The sequence below is a fragment of the Variovorax sp. OV329 genome (assembly GCF_900114785.1).
Lineage (GTDB): Bacteria > Pseudomonadota > Gammaproteobacteria > Burkholderiales > Burkholderiaceae_C > Variovorax.
Genome location: NZ_FOUG01000024.1, coordinates 54,834 through 75,574, shown reverse-complemented (window position 1 = coordinate 75,574; position 20,741 = coordinate 54,834). Strand labels below are relative to the sequence as shown.

Annotated in this window: 19 protein-coding genes; 8 read left to right on the top strand and 11 right to left on the bottom strand. The window is 69.9% G+C overall.

Annotation, left to right across the window (positions count from 1 at the left end; genetic code table 11):
• Nucleotides 1-100: 100 nt before the first annotated feature.
• A complete protein-coding gene (locus BM345_RS27135; protein WP_217654037.1) occupies nucleotides 101-607 on the top strand; it encodes a c-type cytochrome in 507 nt (168 codons plus the stop codon).
• 102 nt (nucleotides 608-709) lie between these two features.
• Nucleotides 710-2,215, top strand: a complete 1,506-nt coding sequence (locus tag BM345_RS27130) for a DASS family sodium-coupled anion symporter (RefSeq protein ID WP_093386244.1) — start codon at nucleotides 710-712, stop codon at nucleotides 2,213-2,215.
• A 6-nt stretch (nucleotides 2,216-2,221) separates the two neighbouring features.
• On the opposite strand, the gene BM345_RS27125 is transcribed toward BM345_RS27130, so the two are convergent.
• Nucleotides 2,222-4,279, bottom strand: a complete 2,058-nt coding sequence (locus BM345_RS27125) for a transcriptional regulator (RefSeq protein ID WP_093386242.1) — start codon at nucleotides 4,277-4,279, stop codon at nucleotides 2,222-2,224.
• Between the two features lie 117 nt (nucleotides 4,280-4,396).
• Here BM345_RS27125 and BM345_RS27120 point away from each other — a divergent pair, with 117 nt between their 5' ends.
• The 3 genes from BM345_RS27120 to BM345_RS27110 are packed head-to-tail and all read left to right on the top strand — an operon-like array spanning nucleotide 4,397 to nucleotide 7,027.
• Nucleotides 4,397-5,218, top strand: coding sequence for a class I SAM-dependent methyltransferase (locus BM345_RS27120; RefSeq protein ID WP_093386239.1), 822 nt, complete (start codon nucleotides 4,397-4,399; stop codon nucleotides 5,216-5,218).
• 25 nt (nucleotides 5,219-5,243) lie between these two features.
• On the top strand, nucleotides 5,244-6,005 hold the full coding sequence (locus tag BM345_RS27115) for a redoxin domain-containing protein (RefSeq protein WP_093386237.1): 762 nt from the start codon (nucleotides 5,244-5,246) through the stop codon (nucleotides 6,003-6,005).
• On the top strand, nucleotides 6,005-7,027 hold the full coding sequence (locus tag BM345_RS27110) for a YcjF family protein (RefSeq protein WP_093386234.1): 1,023 nt from the start codon (nucleotides 6,005-6,007) through the stop codon (nucleotides 7,025-7,027). Before BM345_RS27115 ends, BM345_RS27110 begins: the two co-directional genes overlap by 1 nt.
• Here the strand turns inward: BM345_RS27110 and BM345_RS27105 are convergent.
• A complete protein-coding gene (locus tag BM345_RS27105; RefSeq protein ID WP_093386232.1) occupies nucleotides 7,024-7,326 on the bottom strand; it encodes a hypothetical protein in 303 nt (100 codons plus the stop codon). The genes BM345_RS27110 and BM345_RS27105 overlap by 4 nt on opposite strands.
• 104 nt (nucleotides 7,327-7,430) lie before the next feature.
• Between BM345_RS27105 and BM345_RS27100 the strand changes: the two genes are divergently transcribed.
• Nucleotides 7,431-8,381 (top strand): sigma-70 family RNA polymerase sigma factor, encoded by a 951-nt coding sequence (locus BM345_RS27100; protein WP_254790023.1) that lies wholly within the window; start codon nucleotides 7,431-7,433, stop codon nucleotides 8,379-8,381.
• Here the strand turns inward: BM345_RS27100 and BM345_RS27095 are convergent.
• On the bottom strand, nucleotides 8,362-9,594 hold the full coding sequence (locus tag BM345_RS27095) for an MFS transporter (protein WP_093386229.1): 1,233 nt from the start codon (nucleotides 9,592-9,594) through the stop codon (nucleotides 8,362-8,364). The genes BM345_RS27100 and BM345_RS27095 overlap by 20 nt on opposite strands.
• A gap of 172 nt (nucleotides 9,595-9,766) precedes the next feature.
• Here BM345_RS27095 and BM345_RS27090 point away from each other — a divergent pair, with 172 nt between their 5' ends.
• The gene (locus tag BM345_RS27090) at nucleotides 9,767-10,189 is read left to right on the top strand and encodes a hypothetical protein (protein WP_093386227.1); all 423 of its coding nucleotides are present in this window, start codon (nucleotides 9,767-9,769) and stop codon (nucleotides 10,187-10,189) included.
• Between the two features lie 19 nt (nucleotides 10,190-10,208).
• On the opposite strand, the gene BM345_RS27085 is transcribed toward BM345_RS27090, so the two are convergent.
• From BM345_RS27085 to bglX, 8 genes are all read right to left on the bottom strand, one after another.
• Nucleotides 10,209-10,895: a nitroreductase gene (locus BM345_RS27085; protein WP_093386225.1), complete on the bottom strand. Its 687-nt coding sequence runs from the start codon at nucleotides 10,893-10,895 to the stop codon at nucleotides 10,209-10,211.
• A gap of 370 nt (nucleotides 10,896-11,265) precedes the next feature.
• Entirely contained in the window at nucleotides 11,266-13,047 is a 1,782-nt protein-coding gene (locus BM345_RS27080) for a thiamine pyrophosphate-requiring protein (protein WP_217654036.1), read from the bottom strand.
• Nucleotides 13,048-13,145: 98 nt separating this feature from the next.
• A complete protein-coding gene (locus tag BM345_RS27075; protein WP_093386223.1) occupies nucleotides 13,146-13,745 on the bottom strand; it encodes a class I SAM-dependent methyltransferase in 600 nt (199 codons plus the stop codon).
• Nucleotides 13,746-13,755: 10 nt separating this feature from the next.
• Nucleotides 13,756-14,514 carry a PIG-L deacetylase family protein gene (locus tag BM345_RS27070; RefSeq protein WP_093386221.1) on the bottom strand — a complete coding sequence of 253 codons (759 nt, stop codon included), beginning with the start codon at nucleotides 14,512-14,514 and terminating at the stop codon, nucleotides 13,756-13,758.
• Nucleotides 14,511-15,509, bottom strand: coding sequence for an acyl-CoA dehydrogenase family protein (locus BM345_RS27065; protein WP_093386218.1), 999 nt, complete (start codon nucleotides 15,507-15,509; stop codon nucleotides 14,511-14,513). The genes BM345_RS27070 and BM345_RS27065 overlap by 4 nt, the downstream gene beginning before the upstream one ends.
• Nucleotides 15,506-15,733: a hypothetical protein gene (locus BM345_RS27060; RefSeq protein WP_093386216.1), complete on the bottom strand. Its 228-nt coding sequence runs from the start codon at nucleotides 15,731-15,733 to the stop codon at nucleotides 15,506-15,508. The genes BM345_RS27065 and BM345_RS27060 overlap by 4 nt, the downstream gene beginning before the upstream one ends.
• Before the next feature lies 1 nt (nucleotide 15,734).
• A complete protein-coding gene (locus tag BM345_RS27055; protein ID WP_093386213.1) occupies nucleotides 15,735-16,427 on the bottom strand; it encodes a glycosyltransferase family 2 protein in 693 nt (230 codons plus the stop codon).
• Nucleotides 16,428-16,567: 140 nt separating this feature from the next.
• Nucleotides 16,568-18,877: a beta-glucosidase BglX gene (bglX, locus tag BM345_RS27050; RefSeq protein ID WP_254790022.1), complete on the bottom strand. Its 2,310-nt coding sequence runs from the start codon at nucleotides 18,875-18,877 to the stop codon at nucleotides 16,568-16,570.
• A gap of 126 nt (nucleotides 18,878-19,003) precedes the next feature.
• Between bglX and BM345_RS27045 the strand changes: the two genes are divergently transcribed.
• Nucleotides 19,004-20,677 carry a glucan biosynthesis protein G gene (locus BM345_RS27045; protein WP_093386211.1) on the top strand — a complete coding sequence of 558 codons (1,674 nt, stop codon included), beginning with the start codon at nucleotides 19,004-19,006 and terminating at the stop codon, nucleotides 20,675-20,677.
• Nucleotides 20,678-20,741: the final 64 nt, after the last annotated feature.

Genomic DNA, 20,741 nt, shown 5'->3' with positions numbered 1-20,741 from the left:
GCTCCTCACACAACAGGCCGGATACAAGGCAGCAGCCGACTTCTTCACAACACCGATGCGGGTTACTCCTCATAGCCGGGAGGCATCCATACAAGTTCCCATGAAGAGCCTGCTTTCGGCGCGGTTCGCACCCCTGGTCCTTTCGCTGGCCGCCTCCTGCACCTGGGCGCAGGGGGTGTCGCACCCGCCTGCGCCGGCTTCCGCCGCCGAGCGCGGCCGGATGATCGAGCGCGGCCGCTACCTGGTGCAGGTGGCCGGCTGCAACGACTGCCACACGCCCGGCTATGGCCAGGACAATGGCAAGGTGCCCGAGAAGCTCTGGCTCACCGGCGATGTCCTGGGCTGGCGCGGCCCCTGGGGCACCACCTATCCGAGCAACCTGCGCATCTACATCGGCCAGATGAGCGAGGCGCAGTGGCTGGACGTGGCCCGCCACTTCGAGCCCCGGCCGCCCATGCCCTGGTTCAATGTTCGCGCGATGAGCGACACGGACCTGCGCGCAATCTACCTCTACGTGGTCGCGTTGGGCCCGGCCGGCTCGCCCGCGCCGGCCTACGTTCCCCCTGGGCAAGCGCCGGCCGGCCCCTTTGTGCAGTTTCCGCAGTGATCCACCCGGACTGCCGGCTTCCCGCCATCCTTGTCGCGCACAATGCGCCCGCTACGCCGCGACAGGAGTGCGGCGTGCGCTCGGAAACAAGGAAACTCCAACATGCCGCAGTCCTTCCTTCGCGCCGCACGCTACTTCCGCGATGCCGTGCCCTTTCGCATCGTGCCGGCGATCATCACCACGCTGGTGCTGGTCGTGCTTCTGCTGATGCCTACGCCCGAGGGCCTCAAGCCCGACGCCTGGGCCCTGGTGGCCATCTTCCTGACCACCATCGTGGCCATCATCCTGAAGGTGATGCCCATCGGCGTGATGGCGCTCATGGCGGTGATGATCGTCGCGCTCTCGCAGGTCACGGCCGACTCCTCCAAGGAGGCCATCGCCGATGCGCTGGCGAGCTACGCCAACCCGCTCATCTGGCTGATCGTGGTGTCGGTACTGATCTCGCGCGGGTTGAAGAAGACGGGCCTGGGGCACCGCATCGGCCTGTACTTCATCTCGCTGCTGGGCAAGAGCACGGTGGGCATCGGCTACGGGCTGGCGGTGTGCGAGCTGATCCTCGCGCCCTTCACCCCCAGCAACACGGCGCGCGGCGGTGGCATCGTGCACCCGATCATGCGTTCCATCGCCGGTGCCTTCGACTCCGATCCGGAGAAGAAAACCGAGGGCAAGGTGGGCACCTACCTGGCCCTGGTCAACTACCACGCCAACCCGATCACCTCGGCGATGTTCGTCACCGCCACCGCGCCCAATCCGCTGGTGGTGGACTACGTGGCCAAGGTGACCAACCAGAGCTTCCACCTGAGCTGGGGCACCTGGGCGCTGGCGATGCTGCTGCCGGGCCTGGTGTGCCTGCTGCTGATGCCGCTGGCCATCTACCTGCTCTCGCCGCCCGAGATCAGGAAGACGCCCGACGCCGTGACCTACGCGCACCAGGAGCTGAAGAAGATGGGCGCGCTCAGCCCGAAGGAGCGCGTGATGGTGGGCACCTTCGCGATGCTGCTGGTGCTGTGGGCCGACGTGCCGGCGATGATCTTCGGTCGGGGCTTCAGCATGGACCCGACGGTGGTGGCCATGCTGGGCCTGTTCGTGCTGCTGATCACCGGCACCATCAGCTGGGACGACGTGCTGTCCGAGAAGAGCGCGTGGGACACGCTGATCTGGTTCGGCTCGCTGGTGATGCTGGCCGGCGAGCTGAACAAGGCCGGCGTGATCACCTGGTTCTCCAAGGGCCTTCAGGGCAGCATCGAGGCCAGCGGCATGGCCTGGCCGATGGCAGCGGCCGTGCTGGTGCTGGTGTTCCTGTTCTCGCACTACTTCTTCGCCAGCACCACGGCGCACATCAGCGCGATGATGCTGGCCTTCCTCACGGTGGGCGCGCACCTGGTGCCGGCCGCCTACCTCATCCCCTTCCTACTGATGATGGTGGCGGCCTCCAGCATCATGATGACGCTGACCCACTACGCCACCGGCACATCGCCCATCATCTTCGGCAGCGGCTACGTGACCATGGGCAAGTGGTGGAGCGTCGGGTTGGTCATGGCCCTGATGCACCTGCTCGTGTTCGCCACCGTCGGGCTCGCGTGGTGGAAGGTGCTGGGACACTGGTGACGGGGTTCACCAGTCCAGCGTCTTTGCGGCCTGCCCGAAGGCGGCTGCGGCATCGTCGTCGAACCTGAAAGCCGCGAAGAAGGATTCGCGCCCATAGCCCGGCTGCTGGCGCCGGATGGCCTGCACGAAGCCGCGCGCCTCCGCCAGGCGCCCGGCCAGCGCCAGGCAATGCGCCGCGATGCCCAGGATGTGCACATGCGCGTTGGGCCGCGCCGCGGCCTTCAGCGACCACTCGGCCGCTTCCTCGTAGCGGCCCAGGCGCACCAGGGCCAGGGCCCGCGCGCCCATCATCGCGAACATCATCGGATCGAAGGGGCTGAGGTGCCGCGACTGGTCCGAGGCGCGCAGCGCCTTGCCGGGGTCACCCGACTGGCTGTGCACGAAAGCCAGCGAGTAGTGGCCCATGGCGAAGTTGGGACTCAGGCGCACGGCCGATTCGAGTTCGTCCAGCGACGGCGCCGCATCGCCGTGCAGCCACAGCGCACGGCCCATGGCCCAGTGCGCGGCCGGGTCGCGCTCGTCGGTGATGATGCTGCGGCCCGCCGAGTCCAGCGCCTGGCGCACCGCCCGTGCGCGATCGCTCCAGTTCTGGAAGGCGTCCTGGAAGTGCGTGAAGGACAGCGCCGCATGCGCACGCGCGAAGGTCGGGTCCATCTTCAGCGCGCGCTCGAAGAGCCGGCGCGCGCACTCGTTGTCGTCCTGGCGGAAGCGGTACATGTGCCACAGGCCACGGTGATAGGACTCCCAGGCGTCCAGCGAGCCCGGCGGCTTGAGCAGCGCACGCTGGCGCTCGGCCAGTTCCACTTCGCCGTCGATGGCTGAGACGATGCGCTGGCCGATGGTGTCGAGCACCATGAAGGCGTCGTCCAGCGGCTCGTCGAAATCCTCGCTCCACACCACGCGGGCGCTGCGCACCTCCACCAGTTCCACCCACACCGAGAGCCGGCCTGGCGTGCGGCGCAGGCGGCCATTGGCCACGTAGTCCACATGCAGCAGGCGGCCGGCCTCCTCCGGCCCCATGCCGCGTCCGCCCAGCGCGAACACCGTGCCCTGCGCGATGACGAAGAGCGCGCGCAGCCTGGCCAGGCCGACGATCACATCGTGCACCAGCGCATCGGCCAGTCCGCCCTGCCCTGGCGCGTCGGCGCCGCTGGCATCGAAGGGCATGACGGCGATGGAGGCGCGCGGCGGCAGGCCGGGCGCGCCGTGCTCCGCAGGCGCGCTCGCCGATGAGGGCGCGGCAGGCGGAGCCGCCGCCATCGATTGCGCGGCCGCGGTGGGCCCGGCCTGCACGGCGGCCACGGATGGCGGGCTCGCCGCGTCTTCGCGCGCGCGCCGCCAGGCATCGACGAGCAGGCCCGGGTCCAGGCCCTCGGCCTCGAAGGTGCGCACCGCGATCGCCAGGTGCTCCTCGCCATCGCGCAAGGCGCCGCGGCGTGCCAGCGCCGCCAGCGTGCGCATGTGGGCATGGCGGTCGAAGGGGGAGATCTGCAGCCAGCCGGCCAGCACGGACAGCGTCTCGTCGTCTTCAGGAGGAAGACGCTCGACCAGGGCCTCGAGGAGCGCCAGGTGTGAAGCCCGGAAGCGCCTTCGCTGCGCAACCTGCCATGCGCTGAACTGCGGGCAGTTGTCGATCTCCAGGCCCTGCAGGAAGTCGCCGCGCAGGAAGGCGATCAGCTCGCGCAGCCGCGCGGTCGGCACACCCTGAAGGCCGCCCTGCACCGCGCGCTCCACCTCGCGCGCATCGACGCTCACGCCCTCCAGGTCCAGCCGCACCGCATCGCCCTCGGCCAGCAGTCGCGGGTGCCCGGCGCTGTCGAGCAGTGGGCGCAGCTTGGAGAGGCTGCCACGCAGCTCCGCGCGCGGATCGTCGGGCATCGGCCACAGCAGCTCGCAAAGCCGTTCGCGCAGCACAGGCGCCGGTGCGAGCGCCAGGTAGGCCATGAGGGCGCGCACCTTGCGCGAGGCCGGCAAGGCCTGCGGCCGGCCCTGGCGCAGCACTTCCACGGGCCCCAGCAGCCGCAGCACCAGGGGCGTGGATGCCGCCCCTTGCGCCGAATCCATGCCGCCATCCACGGGCGCTACCACGCCGGGCCTCGACGATGCAGCCCAGAGCCCGGCAGCGCGCCACCGGCACGCCGCACGAGGGCTCCGTCATCCACACATTTGAGGATCGCTGCCATGTCCGTTACCGCGCCCACCGTTGATCTCGCCGCCGCCAAGGCACGCCAGCACGCCGCCTGGTCCTCGGGCGACTATGCCGTCGTCGGCACCACACTGCAAATCGTGGGCGAAAGCCTTTGCGAGGCGCTGGATGTTCGTGCGGGCCAGAAGGTGCTCGACGTGGCCGCCGGCAACGGCAACGTCTCGCTGGCCGCGGCGCGGCGCGGCTGCGACGTGCTGGCCACCGACTACGTGGCCGCACTGCTGGATCGCGCCGCCGAACGCGCCGCCGCCGAGCGCCTGCCGCTGGCCACCCGCGTGGCCGACGCGGAAGACCTCCCCTTCGAAGATGCCAGCTTCGACGCCGTGGTCTCCACCTTCGGCGTGATGTTCACGCCCAACCAGCCGCAGGCCGCTGCCGAGCTGATGCGCGTATGCCGGCCGGGCGGCAAGATCGGCATGGCCAACTGGACGCCGCAGGGTTTCATCGGCCAGCTGTTCCGCACCATCGGCAGCCACCTGCCGCCGCCTCCGGGGGTGATGTCGCCGGCCCGCTGGGGCACGCCGGAGTTCATCCGCGAGCGGTTCGAGCCGCAGGCCGCGGCCATCGAGCTGCAGGAGCGCCACTTCGTGTTCCGCTATCGCTCGGCCGAGCATTTCCTGGAGGTGTTCCGCAACATGTACGGCCCCACGCTCAAGGCCTTCGCGGCGTTGGACGGTGCAGGCAAGGAGAAGCTCGCGGCGGAGATCATTGCGCTGGTGGGCCGCTTCAATCGCTCGGGCGACGGCACGATGGTGGTGCCCAGCGAGTACCTGGAAGTGGTGGTCGTCAAGCGCTAGCCTGCGCGCATGCGGAAGCCACGCCATGCAGCAGGCACGCCAGCCAGCCCTGCGGCCGGGTGATGCGGCTCCCGCGTTCTCGCTGCCCGCGGCAAACGCGCAGGGCCCGGTCTCGTTGGCCACCCTGCGCGGCCGCCCCTTCCTGATCGGCTTCTACCGCGGGCTGCATTGCCCCTTCTGCCGTCGCCAGCTTCTCCAGCTGGCGGGCGTGCAGCCGGCACTGTGGCGCCTGGGCGTCAAGACCATCGCCGTGATCAACACGCCCGCCGAGCGTGCGCGGATGTACTTTCGCTACCGGCCGACGCAGGTCATGCTGCTTTGCGACCCCGAGTGCCTCTCTCACCACGCCTTCGGCGTGCCGCACGCGCAGTTCGTGCCCGACGACGGCGGGGGCGGGCCGCCCGAGTGGCCACATCGCACCAGCCTCGCCCGGTTCGAGGCCGCGCGCATCAACCCCGGCGGCGAGTTGCCCGCTGCCATGCACCCCATGCAGGCCAACGCGGTACTCAATGCGAAAGACGGCTTCCAGCCCGATGGCGTCGACCAGGCGATCTTCGAGCAGCACGGCACTCAGCTCGTCGGCCACTTCATGGTGGACGCGGCGGGTATCGTCGGCTGGGCCCGCATCGAGGCGCCCGAATCCCCCGATGAGCTGTGCAGCTTTCCGGACGCGGCGCAACTGGTCGCCGCCGCGGGCTGCCTGGCCGCACGGGCCGGGGAACCACCGACGGTCAAGCAGGCTCCATCGACACTGAACACGCAGTCCATCGACGAAAAGGAGCCTTGATGACCCCTGAAGAAACCCGCGCCATCCTCACCATCTGCCTGCTGGCCGCCTACGCCGACGGCGACAAGCACGACCGCGAACGCGACCAGATCCGGCAGGTGGCCCAGGGCCTGGTGCAGGACGAGCAGATCAACCTGCCGGGCCTGTATCAGGATGTTCTGTTGCGCAGGGTGAAGCTTGCTGACGTGTTGCCCCGGCTAGCCAGCCCCGAATCACGTCAGCTGGCCTACGAGATGGCGGTGTGCGTGTGCGATGCCGATGGCCAGACCAGCGCGCAGGAAGCCGCGTTCCTGGTGCAGCTACGCGAGGCTTTGGGAAACCACGCCGGCGCCGGCTTTGCCGACCAGGCTGAAGCGCTGGGCACGGCCCCGCTGCAGGCACCCGCACAGGCCACACCCTTGCCCATCGTGGTGGCTGCGACTCAGAGCGCACCGCATCCCGCCGCCGTGGACGCCCTGCCGGCCACCGACGCCGCACAGCGCCGTCCCGGCACGCTCAGCACGCAGGACATGGACCGCAAGATCCTCAATGCCGCCCTGCTCAACGGCGCCATCGAACTGCTGCCCGAAAACCTCTCGACCCTGGCGATCATTCCGCTGCAGATGCGCCTGGTCTACCAGGTCGGCGAAAGCTACGGCTACCAGCTGGACGCCGGCCACGTGAAGGACCTGCTGGCCACGCTGGGCGTGGGCCTCACCTCGCAGTACCTGGAGCAGGCGGGGCGCAAGCTGCTCAGCGGCCTGCTGGGCAAGGCCGGCAAGGGCCTGCTGGGCGGCCTGGGCCGCCAGGCGGTGAGCAGCGGCATGAGCTTCGCTTCCACCTACGCGCTGGGCCACGTGGCCAACCAGTACTACGCCGGCGGCCGCACCCTGGGCACGCAGATGCTGCGCGATGCCTACCAGCACGTGATGGCCGACGGCCAGCAGCTGCAGACGCGCTACCTGCCGCAGATGCAGGAGATGGCGCGCACCCTCGACACCGGCAAGATCCTGTCGATGGTGCGCGGCGGCGGCCGCGCCTAGGCGGGGTAGCGCCCCAGCACCTCGGCGCCTGTCTGCTCGGGCGGCACCTCGCAGCGCGTGCGGATGTCGGCGACGAAGGCCTGGAACTCGGGCAGCGACGTGAGCGGATGGACGGGCAGCCCGTCCTCCAGCGTCGCCACGTGGGTGAAGCTCAGGCCGTCCTCCGCGCGCAGCACCAGGTAGCGAATGCCCGCAGGGCGATCGCGCGCAAGCGCGGCAAACACCTGCGCGATCAGCTCTGCATTGCGCGCCGCATGCCCCGGGTGGGTCTTGTAGCGGACCATCGTGGTCTTTCCCATGGCAAACCTTTCCTGCGGGCCGGCATGGCCATGCACTGCAAGACGTTCGCGGCAAGGCAAAGGATGCGCGCATCCTTTGGTCCCTCCCGTTCGTCATGCAGCGCATGAACACCTCCCTCACAATGGACCGCATGGCCGCGGACACCCCACCCGCCCCCGACGACCTGGCGCAACTGTCGGCGCGGCTGCGCCCGCGCCTGCACCGCTACGTGGCGCGCATGGCCGGCTCTTCGCTCGATGGCGAGGACATCGTGCAGGAGGCCCTGGCCAAGGCCGCAACCCGCTACGACCCGGCCACCGTGCGGCAACCCGACGCCTGGCTCTTCCGCATCGCGCACAACGCGGCCCTGGACTTCCTGCGCCACCGCGCGCTGGAGCGCGGCCTTTTCGTCGACCTGCAGGACGACGACGAGATCGAAGCCCTGGCGCCCGTGGACACCACCGGTGCCGGCGATGCGCTGGAACGCGCCCAGGCAGCAACGGCCGCGCTGGCCACCTTCATGCAGTTGCCCACGCGCCAGCGCAGCGCCGTGATCCTGTTCGACGTGCTGGGCCATGCGCTCGACGAGACTGCGCAGCTGCTCGACACCAACGTGCCCGCGGTGAAGGCCGCCCTGCATCGTGGCCGCACGCGGCTGCGCGAGCTGGGTCGCCAGGCTTCCGTCGAGGCACCGCGGGCCACCGAACTCGCGCCCGGGCAGCACGACCAGTTGCAGCTCTACGCGGACCGCTTCAATGCCCGCGACTTCGACGGCTTGCGCGACCTGCTCGCCGACGAAGTCCGGCTGAACCTGCCCGCCAGGACCGAGGCGCGGGGCAAGGCGCAGGTCGGCAACTACTTCGGCAACTACGCCAGGGTGCATGACGTGCGGGCCGAGCCGGGCGTGATCGAAGGCCGGCCCGGCCTGTGGATGTATGAAGGTGGTGAAGCCGCCAGTCCCGCCTACGCCGTGCTGCTGGCGTGGCGTGGGGGGCAGCTCGTGCACATCCTCGACTTCCGCTACGCGCGCTATGTGGTCGAGGCGCTGCTTCCGATCAGGCCGCCACCGGCGTGAGCCGCGGGCCGGCCGCGGGTGCCCGCGGGAAAGCCCAGGCGATGCCCGCCGCCGCCAGCCCGATGGCCAGCGAGCCCAGGTACAGCCAGGTGTAGCTGCCGAAGCGGTCGTACAGCCAGCCGCCAGCCAGCGGCCCCAGCGCCATGCCGGTGCCAGAGAGCATGGTCGCCGCGCCAAGCACCGTGCCCAGGATGCGCGGTCCGAAGGCTTCGCGCGCCAGCGCAGCGTACAGCGGCATCACGCCGCCATAGGCGGCGCCGAAGACCACCGCCACCGCATAAAAGCCTTCGAGCTGCCGAACGAGCAGATACGATGCCGCCGCGAAGGCCTGGATCAGCAAGCCCGCGATCAGCACGCGCTTGGCGCCCAGCCGGTCCGCCGCCACGCCGAAGAGCAGGCGCCCACCCAGGCCCGCAAGCCCTTCCATGCTGTAGATGGTGACTGCCGTCACCACCGGCAGTCCGCAGCCGATCGCGTAGCTCACCGTGTGGAAGATGGGCCCCGAATGCGCGGCGCAGCAGGCGAAAAAGGCCAGCCCCAGGACGATGAAGGCGCGCGACTTCAGCGCCTGCCCGGCCGTCATCGCGCCGGCCGCCGCGCCCGCCGGCCCGCCCTGCGCGCCGGGATCGAACTTCGACACGCGCACGAACCACACCGCCGGCAGCAGCACGACCCATGCAGCGATGCCGATGGTCAGCTGCGCGCTGCGCCAGCCATGCTGCGACACGAGCCAGGCCGCGAAGGGCGCGATGGTCATGGGCGCCACGCCCATGCCTGCCGACACCAGCGAGACCGCCAGGCCGCGGTGCTTCTCGAAGGAAGCTGCGGTGGCGGCCATGATGGGCGCGAAGAAGGCACCGGCCGCGATGCCGGTCAGCACGCCGAAGCACAGCTGGAATCCGAGCAGGCTCTGCGCGCGGCTGGACAGCACGCTCGCCAGCCCCAGCAGCACGATGCCCGCCAGCACCACGGGGCGGGGCCCGTACCTGTCGCTCAGCGCGCCCCAGCCGAAGCCGGCGAAGCCCATGCTGACGAAGGCCAGCGTCATCGCGCTGGAGATGCCGGTGCGCGTCCAGCCGGTGTCTGCGCCCATGGGGTCGAGGAACACGGCAAGCGAAAACACGACGCCGATGGCGACGCAGCTCATGAGGGCGCCGGCGGCGACCAGGGGCCAGTTGCGGTCGACGCCGTATGCCGGTGCGGAAGTGGTCATGGAGCTGGTTCCTTTCGTTTTCCTGAAAGCGAATGACGACCCCCTTCAGGACGGACGGCGGGCGCAAAAGGATACGCCCGGGCGCAACGGCTGCGCTGCATCGTCGTTCTGGATGACGCGCAACGGCCGCCTTGGCTCTAACCTTGCGCCAGCGATCACTTCGGAGCGCGCCATGCCGATCTTCAATTCCGGAATCCGGCGGGTCCACCGGGCGGCGGCCCTGTCGGTTCTTGCATTGGCCCTAGCGGCGCCCGCCGCCTTCCTGGCGCACGGCTCGTCCAGGCGACACTCGCAACAGCCGCCCGCGCCTGCCTTGCAGCCAGTGCCCGATCCGCACGGCCGCGACAAGGGCCGGCTGGACCTGCTGCGCGACGAGGCCACGCTGGGCGACGAATGGGCCAACGGCGAACTGGTGCGCGCCCTGCTCGACCGCTACGACCAGCGCGGCAGTTCAGACGACCTCTACGAAGCCCTGATCTGGATCGACACGCAGTGGGAACACACCGGCACCGCCGAGCAGGCGGACCGCGTGGTGGCGAAGTACTGCGACCAGCGCATCGTGCGCTGGCACTGGCTGTGCTCGCCCGGCGAATGAGCCGGCCGCCGCGCCGCGGCTAGTCGACCCAGGTCAGCGCCTCGCCCAGGGCTGCGCGGCTGGTGCGGAAGGCATTGGAAGGATGCGCGCTGTCCTCGTGGCCGAAGGAGATGCCGCACACCACCTGGCGGTCCGCACCCATGCCCAGCCACGCGTGCCAGAAGGGCGAGTAGGCCGCGAGCGCCGCCTGCGCGATGCTCGCCACGCCCATCGATTGGGCCGCCAGCATGAAGTTGCCGACGAAGGCGCCGCAGTCCACCGCGCCATAGCTGCCCAGGCTGGCATCGCTGCTCACGATGGCCAGGTGCGGCGCACCGAAAAAGCGGAAGTTCTCGCCGGTCTGCTTCGCCGACGCCACCCGGTCGCCCCAGGTCACGCCCACGGCCTCGTAGAGCCGCCATGCGCACTCGCGCCGGCGCTCGGCATACACGCCGCGGTAGGCCTCGGGAAAGGCGATGTCCGGCTGCGGCGGTTGCGTCTGCACGTGGGCCAGCAGGTCGTGCCGCGCCCGCTCGGTGGCCTCGGCAGAGAGCACGTGCACCTGCCAGGGTTGCGCGTTGCACCACGAGGCGCTCTTTTGCGCCAGCGAGATCACGCGCTCGATGGTCTCGCGCGGCAAGGGCTGGGGCAGGAAGGCGCGGCAGCTATGACGCTCGTCGAGCAGGGACTGGAGGATGTCGGTGCGGCTGTTCGTGTCGGCATGCATGGTCCGGAGTTCCTGACGCGAGGTTCGCGATGCGGACCGAGCATAAGCGACCGGCGGCGCAAGGCCGCCGCGCACTCAGCGGCCGGGCGGACCGGCCTCCTGCGGCGACTTGGGCGGTTCATCGGGCCATGCTCGATGCGGCTTTCTCAGGCCCTGCGTAGGAAGCCTGCGTGCCGGCTTGTGGGACGCGTCGGCTTTCGCGCGGGCAGCGCCGCTTCCATAATGGGATTGCCCGACGCCCCGGCCCCGCATGATCACGACACCAACAAAGGAGCATCAAGCGATGAGGGTCGCCATCATCATTGCATTCGTCCTGCTGCTGGTCTTTGCGCTGCTGGTCATGTACGACCTGCGCTACTGAGCAGCCGGCTCAGCCCTTGTGGCCCGGAAGGACGCGGGCCAGCACCTGGCGCGCGGTGTTCACCAGCACGCTGCCCAGTTCCGGCTCGCTGCGTGTCATTCCCATGAAGCCGAGCGCCTCCTTGGCACTGATGTGCGGCGGCAGCGGCGGAACGTTCGGGTCGGTCACGCATTCGAGCAGCACCGGGCGGTCGGCCGACAGTGCCTCGTCCCAGGCGGCGCCCAACGCCTCTGGCTTGTCCACGCGGATGCCCTTGAGGCCGAGCAGCTCCGCATAGCGGTGATAGGGAAAGTCCGGCAGCGCCTGCGTGGACTCGGTCTTGCCCTCGCCCATCTGCACCCGCTCTTCCCAGGTCACCTGCGACAGGTCGCGGTTGTTGAGGACCATGACGACCAGCCGCGGGTCCTTCCACTGCCGCCAGTACTTGGCGATGGTGATCATCACGTTCAGGCCGTTCATCTGCATCGCACCGTCGCCGATGAAGGCGATCACCGGCCGCCCGGGGTGCGCCATCTTGGCCGCCAGTGCATAGGGCGTGGCCGAGCCCAGCGACGCCAGTCCGCCGGAGAGCGAGCCCATCATGCCGCGGCGCATGCGGATGTCGCGCGCATACCAGTTGGCCACCGTGCCGGCGTCGCCGGTGAAGATGCAGTCTTCCGGCAGGCGGCTGGAGAGCTCCCAGAACACGCGCTGCGGATTGATCGGCTCGGCCGGTTGCATGGCACGCTCTTCCAGCAGCTTCCACCATTTGGCGACGCGACCCTGGATGTCCTCGCGCCATTCCCCCGACTTCTGCTCGAGCAGGGGAAGCAGCGCCAGCAGCGTGCTCGCACTGTCGCCCACCAGGTTCACCTCCATCGGGTAGCGCAGGCTGAGCCGGGCCGGGTCGATGTCGATCTGGACGCCGCGCGCCTTGCCCGGCTTGGGCAGGAACTCGCTGTACGGAAAGGCCGAGCCCACCATCAGCAGCGTGTCGCATTCCTGCATGAGGTGCCAGCTCGGCTCGGTGCCCAGCAGGCCGATGCACCCGGTGACCCACGGCAGCTCGTCCGGCAGCGCCGCCTTGCCCAGCAGCGCCTTGGCGGCGCCGGCCTGCAGCCGGTCGGCCACCAGGATCGCCGGGTCGGTGGCGCCCAGGACGCCCGCGCCCACCAGCATCGCGACCTTGCGCCCGGCATTGAGCACCTCGGCCGCCCGCTGCAGCTGCGCCTGCGCGGGCACTGGCGCTGGGTCGGCATAGCCGGTGCCGGTGTGCGTGGCGCCGTGCGCCATCGGCGGGTCTTCGTAGTCCAGCTGCTGCAGGTCCTGCGGCAGGATGATGCAGGTCACGGTGCGGCGGCTTGCGGCGATGCGCACCGCGCGGTCCACCAGGTGCCGAACCTGGGCCGGCACGCTGGCTGTGGCGACAAATTCGCTGGCCACGTCCTTGAAGAGGCACTGCAGGTCCACTTCCTGCTGGTAGCTGGAACCGATCGCGCTGCGCGCCTGCTGGCCGACGATGGCGACCACGGGCACGTGGTCCATGCGGGCGTCGTACAGGCCATTGAGCAGGTGGATGGCCCCGGGGCCCGAGGTGGCATAGCAGAGCCCCACCTCGCCGGTGAACTTGGCATGGCCCGCAGCCATGAAGGCGGCCATCTCCTCGTGGCGCACCTGTACGTAATGCATGCCCTTGTCCTTCTCCAGCGCCACGTCCAGCCCGCCGACGCCGTCGCCGGGGTAGCCGTAGACGCGGTGGAGACCCCACTCCTGCAAGCGCTTCCACACGAACTCGCTGACGTTCATCGACATGGTCTGCTCCTGATGCAACAGCCCTCCATGCTCGACCCGTGCCGGCCGCGATGGTGTGGGACAAGCAAGCGCCTTCTTGCGCGCGCAGGTCCCGCTTCTCAGGGGCGGATGCCTTCGCGCTGCGCCACCGACTCCGGCTCGCGGCGCCACACGGCCATGGCGAAGTCCGCATCGCTGTAGCGCGCGATGCAGGGCAGGCCCAGCGCATCCAGCATCTCGTGGACTTCCTTGGTGGGAAGGGTGCGCCCCTCGAAGGGCGGCAGCCAGTGGCAGGCCAGCAGGGTGCCCTGCACGGCCAGCGTCTCCCGGCAGCATTGCGCGACGCCCCGCATCTGCGCCGCGTCGAGAAAGTAGCCCAGCTCGCCCAGCACGATCAGGTCGAAGCCGCCGGCCGGCCGCGGCCAGTCCTGCGGCACCCCTTGCTGTTCGACGCGCACATGCGCGAAGTCGCGCACGCGCGCGCGCGCCTGGTCTACCGCGTGGCTGGCGAAGTCGCTGGCCAGAAGCTTCGCGCAGCGCGGTGCGAGTTCGCGCGTGAGTTCGCCGCTGCCGCAGGCGGGCTCGAAGGCGCTGCGGTAGCGCGCGTCCGGCAGGGCTGCGAGCAGCAGTGCGCGCTTGCGCATTTCGTACCAGCGGGTGCGCAGTCCATAAGGGTCCGCCGCGTCGCGGTAGAGGCGCTCGAAGCCGACGCGATTCATGAGAAGCCCCTCAAACGAAATAGACCTCGAAGGGGCGCATGGCTCGCGCCACCGTGCTGTTGCGCAGCACGGGCCCTGCACCGGTCGACGGATCGGGCGCGAGCTGGCTGGCGAACGCGCGCACGGCGTCGCGCTTGCCGGCCTGGGCGCGCGCATCGAGGTGCAGCCTGCGCGCGCGCTCCCACGGCAGGCGCTCGTCGTTCACCTGCGCCCAATGCCAGGCCCACACCGGCGCTTCCAGCAGCCGCGCGCCGCAGCGTTCGCAGGCGCGTGCGCAGGCACGGCCCGTGGCCTCGTGGTCGGGGTGACCATCGTGCCGCCAGGTGGTGACCACCATATCGCCGCTGTGAAGGTACTCCTCGAGGCGGCGCGACAGGGTTTCCTCGGCCGCTTGCAGCCCGCCGTCGGGCAATTGCATGCGCAGGTTCACGCCGGCCAGTCCAAGGCAGGTCAGTGCCTCCAGGCTCTCGAGTGGCCGCTCGCGCTTCAGGCGCTCGGCCGGCCACTCGGTGGAGCCCGGATGGCTGGCGGTGCCGTCGGTGACCGCAATCACCAGCGGATCGTGCCTGTGCGCCGCGAGCATGGCCAGCAGGCCGCCGGCCGCCAGCACCTCATCGTCCGGATGCGGCGCCACCAGCAGCACGCGCTGGCTGCCGCACAGGAGTTCGTCCAGGGCCGCGTCCTGCATGGCGTGATCCGAGAGCCATCCGAGCCACTGCGCCTCGGGCGTGCCATCGCCGGGGCCAATCAATCTGTCTTCCTGGGTCATGGCTGCAGCCACTCCTTGTCATTCGCCTCGGCAAGCTGGCGGCCCAGGCTTTCGAGATCGCGTTCGGCATGGCTCTGGCGCAGGTAGATGGGCAGGTCCGCCACCGCGCGGGCCAGGCGCTCGTCGCGGCACAGCGGCCCGGCGCCCAGCGCGCGGGAGGCGTGCTGCAGCACCTGCTGCGCGGCCGCCTCGACAGCCAGGCGCAGCGTAAGCGCCGGTGTCTGCGCACTGTCCTGCGGATGCGCATCGATCCAGGCCGCCGTCTCGCGCAGGAGGGCCAGCGCAGGGCGCAGCGCTGCTTCGACCGCGCCCAGGTGCGCCAGCCGATGCGCGTCCGACGAGTTCGCGCAGCGCGCACGCAGGGTTCTTGCGATGCCCGCTGCACCCCCGAACCAGCAGGCCGCAATGCCGCCACCGCCTTGCCAGAAGCCAGGACGCGACAGGTAGTCGCCAGGCGCGCCGACGGCCGTGGCCTCGGCGTCCTCGAACACCACGTCCACGCTGCCGCTCGCGGCCATGCCGACCGCGGGCCAGCCCTCGCGCGTGACCCTGACGCCCGCCTGCCGCAGCGCGACCGCGGCCAGCCAGGGTTTGCCGTCCTCTGTCCAGCCGCTGACCAGCGCGTGGCTGACTTCCGCCGCGCCCGAGCACCATGACTTGCGCCCGTTCAGGCGCACGGCGCCGGTGCCCGCGCCGCGGATCTGCACGCGCGCATCCGGCGGTTCGGCGCACCAGGTGCCCCACAGGCTGCCGGCTTCAGGCGAGGGCCCCGACAGCTCGGCGAGGATCGCCATCGCATCGGTGTGGCCTTCGTAGAGCTTGGCAAGGGACAGGTCCAGCGCAGCCACTTCCGCGAGCATGCGCCAGCGCAGCAGCGTCTGGCCAGCGCCCGGCAGTGGCAACTGGTCGAGGCCGGCGGAGGCAAGCTCCCGCAGGCCGGGCCGCGATCCGCTCGCATCGGCCAGCGCATGCAGCCGGGCCATCGTTTCGTTCACGCGTCCTCCGTCTTGCGCAGGCCGCGCAGGTTCAACAGCGCCAATCCCACCTGCAGGGCGATCAGCGCCCAGGCCTTCGCCTGCCAGCCCCAGCCGATCCACAGCGCATTGCTCAGCAGGAACACCCAGAAGCCGATGTTGCGCCGATGGATCGACTTGGATGCCACCAGCCACGCGGCCGCGAGGGAGGCTGCAAAGGCGGGCCACTGCAGCAGCTCCAGCATCTCAGGCCCGGGCCCCGGCGTAGCCCGGCACGCGCGCCGCGGCGATGTCCGCGAGGTGGCTGCCGAAGCCGCCGTGCGCGCGGGTGTCGCGCCGCGCGCTGGTCACCACGCGGGGGCGGGCGCTCCAGGCGATGCGCGCGCCGCCGGCAGACAGCGCATCCACCAGGTGCCGGTCCTCGCAGCAAGCCAGGTGCCTGAAGCCACCGACACGGCGGTAGGCAGAGGCGGAGACGCCCAGGTTGGCGCCATGCACATGCGAATGCCCGTCGGCATCACGGTAGGTTTTGCGGAAGTGCTCGCGCAGCATGGGCGCCGCATCGCCGTGGGAAGACCAGTCGTCCACGCTCACGGTGCCGCACACCGCGTCGGCGTCCAGGGATATCTGCTCGGCCAGCCACGCGTCGGAAACACGCGAGTCGGCATCGCTGAAGGCCAGCCAGCGTGCGCGAATGGCCAGCAGCGCGGTGGCGCCGGCGGCGCGGGCATAGCCCACGTTGCGGCCGCGCAGGCTCAGGGTGCGGGCGCCGTGCTGGCAGGCGCGAACCGCGGTCAGGTCATCGCAGCTGTCGAGCACCACCAGGATCTCGACCGCCTCCCCCTGCAATCGCGGATGCCGCGCCGCCGAAGCGGCCGCTTCCACCGCAGCCGCAATGCACTCTTCTTCGTTGTGCGCGGGGATCACGATGCCGAGCATGGGACGGGCCTTTCATTGGAACGAGCCCAATGTAGGGTGCGCCCTTGCCGCGGCCTGTCGGCGCCTTGCCATCGCTGTCGTAGGCGTGCGATGGATGGCGAGGAATTGGCGGACGGGCGAAGCGCCCTGCCCGCCCTGCTTCACTTCAGCTCGAACACCGCTTCCTTGACCGTCTGCGAGTCCAGGCCCACCTGCACGTTGAAGTCCCCGGCCTCGGCGCCGTACTCCAGCCTGGCGTTGTAGAACTTGAGCTTGTCCTCGGTGACGTCGAAGCGCAGCGTCTTCTTCTCGCCGGGCTTGAGCATCACCTTCTGGAAGTCCTTCAACTCCTTCACCGGGCGCACCACCGAGGCGGCCAGGTCCTGGATGTAGAGCTGCACTACCGTCTCGCCGGCGCGATCGCCGGTGTTGGTGACGGTGATGCTGGCTTCCACCTTGCCGCCGCGCGGCATGCTGCGGTTGGACAGCGTGAGTTCGCCCAGCTGGAACTCGGTGTAGCTCAGGCCGTAGCCGAAGGGATAGAGCGCGCCTTGCGGTTCGTCGAAGTACTGCGAGGTGTAGTTGCCTGGCTTGCCCGGCGTGAAGGGCCGGCCGATGCGCGGGTAGTTGTAGTAGGTGGGCACCTGGCCCACCGAGCGCGGCAGCGACACGGGCAGCTTGCCCGAGGGGTTGGCATCGCCGAAGAGCGCATCGGCGATGGCGTTGCCGCCTTCGGTGCCGGCGAACCAGGTCTCCAGCATCGCATCGGCGTTCTCGCGCTCCCAATTGAGCGCCAGCGGGCGGCCGTTGAGCAGCACCAGCACCAGCGGCTTGCCGGTGGCCTTGAGCGCCTTGAGCAGCGCCTGCTGGCTCTCGGGCAGGTCCAGGCGCGTGCGGCTGGAGGACTCGTGCGACATGCCGCGCGCCTCGCCCACGGCGGCCACGACCACGTCGGCCTGCCTCGCGGTGGCGACGGCCTCGTCGATCATGGCCTGCGGCGAGCGGCGGTCCTGCGTGACCTCCGGCGAATCCCAGTTCAGGAAGTTGAGGTACTCGACCAGCGCCGGGTCGTTGGTGACGTTGGCGCCGCGCGCATAGAGCAGCTTGCCGCTCTGGCCCGAGAGCGCATTGCCCATGCCCTGGCGCAGCGTCACGGTCTGCGCGGTGACGGCCTGGCCGGACCACACGCCCATCATGTCCACCTGCGCGTCGGCCAGCGGGCCCACCAGCGCGATGGTCGCGCCCTTCTTCAGCGGCAGCGTCTTGTTCCGGTTCTCCAGCAGCACGAGGCCGTTGCGCGCCACCTCGCGTGCCGGGGCGCGGTGCAGGCGGCTGTCGGCCTTGGGGTCGACCGGATCGTCCTCGGCCTTGCCGATGCGCAGGAAGGGATCGTGGAACAGCCCCATGTCGTATTTGGCGCCCAGCACCTCGCGCACCGCGTTGTCGACGTCGCGCTGCTTGACCTGGCCCGATCGCACCAGGCCCGGCAGCTCGGCGGTGTAGACCTGGTCGGCCATGCTCATGTCCACGCCGGCCTCGATGGCCAGCCTGGCGGCTTCCTTCTCGTCGCGCGCCACGCCGTGGCGCATGAGCTCGGTGATGGCGCCGTGGTCGCTCACCGTCAGGCCCTTGAAGCCCCACTGCTTGCGCAGCAGGTCCTGCAGCAGCCACTTGTTGGCCGAGGCCGGCACGCCGTTGACGGTGTTGAGCGCGATCATCACGCCGCCCGCCCCCGCGTCGATGGCCGCCTTGTAGGGCGGGAGGTAATCGTTGTACATGCGCATGGGGCTCATGTCGACGACGTTGTAGTCGCGCCCGCCTTCCACCGCGCCGTACAGCGCGAAGTGCTTCACCGAGGACATGATGCTGTCGGCCTTGGCGGGCGAGCCGTTCTGGAAGCCCGTCACCATGGCGCGCGCCAGCTGCGAGACCAGGTACGGGTCTTCGCCGAAGCCCTCGGAGCTGCGGCCCCAGCGCGGGTCGCGGGCGATGTCCACCGTGGGCGACCAGGTGATGTCGATGCCGTCGGCAGCCGCCTCGATGGCCGAGATGCGCGCCACCCGGCGCACCGAGTCCATGTCCCAGCTCGATGCCAGCCCCAGGCCGATGGGGAAGGACGTGCGATGGCCGTGCACCACGTCGTAGGCGAAGAACATGGGGATCCTCATGCGGCTCTGCTTCACCGCGGCCTCTTGCAGCGGGCGCTGCTCCTTGCGGTTGACCGAGTTGAAGGTGCCGCCCACCTTGCCCGCCGCGACCTCGCGCGCCAGCTGCGGCGCGGGCATTTCGGGGCCGATGCTGATGAGTCGGAGCTGTCCTACCTTTTCTTCCAGCGTCATCTGACGCATGAGGTCGGCGATGAAGGCCTGCTTGTTGTTCAACAGGGAAGGATTGGGCTGTGCGAGGGCCGGAGAGGCCAGCACGGCGGCCAGGGCGGCCGCCGTCACGGACGACAACTTGAACGACGACAAGTAAGGACTCCTAGGGGGAAAGGGGCGCCCGCGGCAGGCACGGGGCGGTTGATCTTACCGTTGGCCCCGCAGCGCACCGGGCAATGGCCGGAGAGCGCGCCGGGCAATGCTAAGCTTTGCCGCTCCATGCTCTTCCGCCTCGCACGACCTGGCCAGGACGCATCGCGCGCCGGCCGCTTCATCGCCCCCCTGCTTGGCCTGCTGTTGGTTCTGCCCTTCAGCGCCCAGGCCCAGTGGTTCTCATCCCCTTCGCGCGCCTTCTCGCTCGACGACGTGACCGAGCGCGCCCGCGCGCTGGCCGCCAAGCCCTACGAGGCACCGGCCAGCAACCTGCCGCCGGTGTTCGCCAACATGCAGTTCGCCGACTACATGAAGATCCAGCCCCGGCAGGACCGCTTCGAGTGGCGCGACGAAGGCACGCCCTTCCGCCTCAACTTCTATCACCAGGGCATGCAGTTCAACGCCCCGGTGCGCATCAACGAGATCGTCGGCAGCGAGGTGCGCGAGCTCAACTACGAACCCGAGCGCTTCGACTTCGGCAACCTCAGCTTCGACAAGCAGGCCACCAGCAAGCTGGGCTATGCGGGCTTTCGCGTGCTCTACCCGATCAACCAGGCGGGCAAGTACGACGAGGTCATGAGCCTGCTGGGCGCCAGCTACTTCCGCGTGATCGGCAAGGGCCAGGTGTACGGCCTCTCGGGCCGCGGCCTGGCGCTGGACACGGCGCCGCCCGGCGCCGAGGAGTTCCCGCGCTTTCGCGAGTTCTGGATCCGCCGCCCCGCGCCGCAGGACAAGGAGCTGGTGATCTACGCCCTGCTCGACTCGCCGCGCGCCACCGGGGCCTACCAGTTCATCCTCACGCCCGGTGGCGACACCACGCTGGACGTGCAGGCCAACATCGTCTTTCGCGACAGCGTGCCGATGCCGGGCATCGCGCCGCTGACCAGCATGTTCCTGTACGGGCCCAACCAGCGCTGGCCCGAGCACCTGCGCAACTACCGCCCGGCCATCCACGACTCGAACGGGCTGGCCATCCTCACCGGCAACGGCGAGTGGATCTGGCGCCCGCTGAACAACCCGCGCGCCGTGGCCATCAGCAGCTTCCAGGTGGAGAACCCGCGCGGCTTCGGCCTGCTGCAGCGCGGGCGGGACTTCCGCGCCTACGAAGACCTGAAGGACCGCTACGACCTTCGGCCCAGCGCCTGGATCGAGCCGCGGGGCAACTGGGGCAAGGGCAAGGTCACGCTGATGGAGATTCCGACGGCGGACGAGACCAACGACAACATCGTCGCCTTCTGGACGCCGGACGAGCCGGCCACCAAGGGCAAGATGATGCAGTTCGCCTACCGCATGCACTGGACCACCGACGAGCGCGCGCTGCACGCGGCCGAGAACGCCTGGGTGCGCCAGACCTTCCAGACGGAGAGCGAGCAGTACCAGCCCAACCTGATCCGCCAGACCGACGGCAGCACCGCCCTGATGGTCGACTTCGTGGGCGGCGCGCTCGCCAAGTTGCCGCCGGGCACCCAGCCCGAGACGCAGGTGAGCGTGAGCCCCAACGCCGAGTTGCTGGAGACCGCCCTGCAGCCCAATCCGGTGACCCAGGGCTGGCGCCTGACGCTGCGCGTGAAGGTGAAGGACCCGGCCCAGCCCACCGAACTGCGCGCCGCGCTGGCCCAGGGCGGCAAGGCGATCAGCGAGACCTGGAGCTTCCAGATTCCGCCGCATCCGCAGCAGGCGGCGCAGGCTACTACGCCTGCGCCTGCTCCTGCGTCGGCACCCGCCGCCGCCAGCCGATAGCAGTCAGGCCGCCCTGCCCCCAAGGGTGTCGATTGCCAAAGCCGCTGCTCGCGCGGCGCGAATG